This window comes from Treponema sp. R8-4-B8 (assembly GCF_054786175.1).
The window spans coordinates 1-4103 of sequence record NZ_BDHE01000040.1 but is presented as its reverse complement, the minus strand read 5'-3'; the positions used below and the strand labels follow the sequence as shown (position 1 = coordinate 4103).

Below are 4103 nucleotides of genomic sequence, written 5' to 3'. Positions count from 1 at the left end.
AAGCCCGACAGGAAAGACTAAAACAAAAACAACTACCGCGAGCATCGCTATACATAAAATAATTAGGCGCAGGATCAGCATATTTATGTCATTGAAAATTACAGATGACGGTATTGTTGACACAAGAATCCAGCCAGTACGTGGTATGGCTGAAGAATATATAAAAATATTTTTATCGATCTTAAAGAAGTCGGCAGAACCTAATACTGATGCGCGGTATTTATCAAGATTCAATTCTTTAAAGAAATCTTTTTCCATAACCGCCTTGATGTCTTCATGGGTAATAAAAAGCCCGTCGGCGTTAATGATATACATTTCCTGTCCGGGAAAACTACGCATCGCGCTAATCATTTCTTTCATAACATTTACCGCAACGTCGTCCGCCGCTACTCCGATGTCCGTTTTTTCTCCGTCAAAGACCGTCATTGAAAGGGTAATGATAACGTCGCCGGTGTCAGAATCAACATAAGGTTCTGAAAAAGCGATTTTTCCTTGCGCTTTCTTAGCGTCGGTAAACCAGGAGCGTTGGGTATTATCCCAATTGTCATCGGGAATCCATCCTCCGGCAAACGCGGCAAAACCGCCCGGCTTGTTCCACGTCATGTTATTGGTAAAATACAGATCTAGACAGTTTGGCACTATTTCTTTAATGTCGCGTAAATATTCGGCGACAGATTCCACGGAAACAGTCCTTTGATTAAAAAGATGCGTAATGCCGACAGAGAATTGCTTTATAGCTTCTTCATGTTCTTTTATAAAAGACAACACCATATCCTGCGAACGGGCGACGTTTGTCTTTGTGTTTAACTCCGTCAAATTTGTAACAATATGACGAAGGTTGTAAAAAAAGATTACAGATAAAGATACCGTTATAGATATAATTATAAGTAAAGTGACGGTTGTAAATAATCTCGCGAACGATGTTTTTTTGGGCTTTTTCATATTATATGTATAAATATATCAAATATTAGCAAAAAAATAATTAACATTATTGATCATTTTTAGAATTTATTGAAAAAATTATCTTTTACGCGGATAAAATGAACAATTTTAATTATTTTTACCGTTTTTCAGATACCAGAGTACGCCATTTTCTTATTTAATTTTAATAATTCTTCTTCAGTTAAAAAACCTTTCGCGCCTCCGTTATCGCCAATTTTGTATGATGCAAATAACGCGGCTAATTGCATTGAATAATATGGGTCTTTTGTATTATGATAAAAATGAATAAAACATGAAAATAGCGCGTCACCGGCTCCTATTGTATTGACAACTTCACGCGTTTTTACGGCATGAAAATGTTTTATTTCTCGCTTTTCCTTCACAAACATTAATAGACCGTTTTCGCCCATTGTAACTGCGATTATTTCATGATTGTATTTTTGAGATAATTGCGCTATCATATCATTTTCATTTCCAATAATATTTTCATTGCTTAAAAATAATATGTCAGAGTATTTTATATAATCGTTATTATATTCATCATTTATATCATCCAAAACGTGTACGTCGGCAGCTATTATTTTTCCATTATCTTTTAATACTTTCAGAAAATCTCTTGAGAAATTTATATTGCATATAATTCCAATATCTATTTTATCAATAATGTTTTTTAACATATCTATTGGATATTTTATGTCTTGTATGTTTTTTAAATCTAATATTATCTTTCTTTTATTTCCGCTGTTTAATATTCCTGATTGAACCGTTTGTTCCAATAACGGCAGCACATAATCCGTATTTATTTTATCTTTTTTAAGATCATTAAGAATAATATCCTTATACATATCATTCCCGATTATAGAAAAAAATACAGGTTCGTCGCCTAATGTTTTTAACGCTTTTACAATATTATAACCGACTCCTGAAACGGAACTATTTACGCCAAAGAATTTATACTCAATTGGAGAATATTCTATCGGAAATTTATCCGCGTTAATATTTGTTTCTATATTTGTCAAACCGCATACAAGTATATCATTCATATTTCTTTATACGATAATTTACGGAATAACGCAATAGGCGATGTTGCGTAACATTAAGAGATATCGCGTCTTGCCTCATGTTTTATATATTTTTCAATCCACAATGACAGTACTCCAGTATATATTACTATTGAATATACATTTATACGTTCCGCTAAACCAAAATATCCTTTTGGCAATATACCCATTAACATTGACCCTGCCATTAATAAAAATAATGTAATAAATGAAATAATTCCAAGATGCTTATAATTTGTCGTCCGAATAAATCCAATACCAAAAAGTATAAGCGAAACTACAGTAAATAATACGACAAGTATGGTAACAACTACATGTATTATATCCTGAAAAGTACCCGCATAACCAGATTCGGATAATGGGAAAAATGTGTATCCAAAAAATGATACAATGTTCATTATACAAAAAACACATGAAGCAACAGTAACAATTTTATTTATTTTGTTTTTAAGATAAGTAAAAAGACATATAGTGAATATCACAGAAAATATGCCATAAATAAACGCAAACACCTGTGCTATATTTCTTGACGGAGAATTTGAAGCGGTTAAATCGCTTACCGCCTGAGCCATTGGATTATAACCTTCATAAAAAATATTCCCAAGAATCACATGAAGAAAATAAAAAACGACTGAAAATATGCCAAATAAAGAAATTATTTTTATCACGCTATGTTTTTTCATTAAACCTTTCCCATGTTTATTGTTATCCTGTTTGAAACAGAGTTTATTGAAATTTTCTGCTTATTAAAACCACCCGGAATACCGCCAGTATAATTTGATAAGCCAACAGGCTCCTTTGGAAATCCTAAAAAATTTATATCCAAAACGCCATTATTATTTGCATCCTGAAATAAGGCTATTAAATACTCGCCTTCCGGTATATCAAATGAATAGGTAATATTTTTACTTGCGCTTTCCAATACAAAAGATGTATAAGGGATGTCTTTTTTGTAATCCTTCTCATTTGAATATATTTTAACATAAATTTTGCCCTCATTTCCATTTATTCCAGTAATTTCCAAGGTGAAAGTTATATTATTATCAGCGAATATATTTCCAATGCATAATAACGCTAAAAACGCCAAAGACGCTATTTTTTCATTCATAATTTTATACCCCATTTATTTCCCTTAATAATTCCGTTGCCATAACAATTATCGCATTTCAAATTCTAATGTAAATTACGGTTATTACGAAAAAGCCTTTAAAAAAATACGAAACAATACGAATTCCTTTTATTCGGAATGGATAAGCGCCATAAGCGCGGCGCGTCCTGCGGCTCCTGTCTTGTCATACACGTTTTGCAAATGTTTTTCAGGCGTTCTGACGTTCTTGTCCAAGATTGCCGCGATTTCTTTGTTTGACTTGCCTAACATCATCAGTTCCACAACACGCTTTTCCGCGGGGCTTATTTTGTATTTTTGGATAAAAACGACAGACAAGCCCGTTTCGGCCGTCCATAGCGGCAATGTTTTAGCCGTAATATTCGCGAAAACTTGCGCGTTATAAACCACCGATTGCCGCGCATAGAGATAAAAAACAAGACAGTTTATTAATAACAGAAATATCGACATTGCCGCATCCGGTATAAACATTTTTGACGCGTTGTTTCCCGCAAGCTGAATAAAAGGTACTAAATAAAACCCATATAATAAAATTAAACCGATACTGCCTAATGGAAGCACCGTCGCAATAATCCAAAAAGAACGTCTTTGTGCCTTTCCGTTAAGGTCAGTATATTTTCGCATAATTATAAAGTAGAAGAACGCCCATGCTACGCGGCATAAGCTCGCCGCCATCTGTACCGGATAAAAAACAGCGCTATTTGAAGTATCAGCTTTTCCGGTGATAGCCATATAAAAACTGGCGGCGCAAGCGTTAAACAACATATAAATACTGAAGCAATATACGGCGGTATAAAATGCCATTCTTCCATGACCGCACAAAAAAGCCGCTATTACAAGCCAAATCGCGGCATATACGGTATAAAATATTATTGATGAATTTATATTATTCAGCAAAAACGTTCCGATAAGGAGATTTATTCCGATTGCTGCGACTAAAACCCATTTCCGTCTCTCCTGTATGCGCGTATAAA

Annotated in this window: 5 protein-coding genes; all 5 read right to left on the bottom strand. The window is 33.9% G+C overall.

From position 1 onward, the window contains the following. Positions 1-942 (bottom strand): cache domain-containing protein (locus ACYVRA_RS05760; protein WP_461251796.1); only part of this gene is annotated, 942 nt, incomplete at its 3' end. A 128-nt stretch (positions 943-1070) separates the two neighbouring features. After that, positions 1071-1985, bottom strand: coding sequence for a carbohydrate kinase family protein (locus ACYVRA_RS05755; RefSeq protein WP_461251795.1), 915 nt, complete (start codon positions 1983-1985; stop codon positions 1071-1073). 53 nt (positions 1986-2038) lie between these two features. Continuing rightward, positions 2039-2686: a DUF998 domain-containing protein gene (locus ACYVRA_RS05750; protein WP_461251794.1), complete on the bottom strand. Its 648-nt coding sequence runs from the start codon at positions 2684-2686 to the stop codon at positions 2039-2041. After that, positions 2686-3111, bottom strand: coding sequence for a DUF2141 domain-containing protein (locus tag ACYVRA_RS05745; protein WP_461251793.1), 426 nt, complete (start codon positions 3109-3111; stop codon positions 2686-2688). Before ACYVRA_RS05745 ends, ACYVRA_RS05750 begins: the two co-directional genes overlap by 1 nt. Before the next feature lie 129 nt (positions 3112-3240). Next, a partial coding sequence (locus tag ACYVRA_RS05740) for a helix-turn-helix transcriptional regulator (protein ID WP_461251792.1) occupies positions 3241-4103 on the bottom strand: 863 nt, incomplete at its 5' end.

What these genes read in the sequence shown, in the direction of transcription:
- ACYVRA_RS05755 (WP_461251795.1), bottom strand. Translation starts at nt 1,985, where the DNA reads ATGAATGATATACTTGTATGCGGTTTGACAAATATAGAAACAAATATT.
- ACYVRA_RS05750 (WP_461251794.1), bottom strand. Translation starts at nt 2,686, where the DNA reads ATGAAAAAACATAGCGTGATAAAAATAATTTCTTTATTTGGCATATTT.
- ACYVRA_RS05745 (WP_461251793.1), bottom strand. Translation starts at nt 3,111, where the DNA reads ATGAATGAAAAAATAGCGTCTTTGGCGTTTTTAGCGTTATTATGCATT.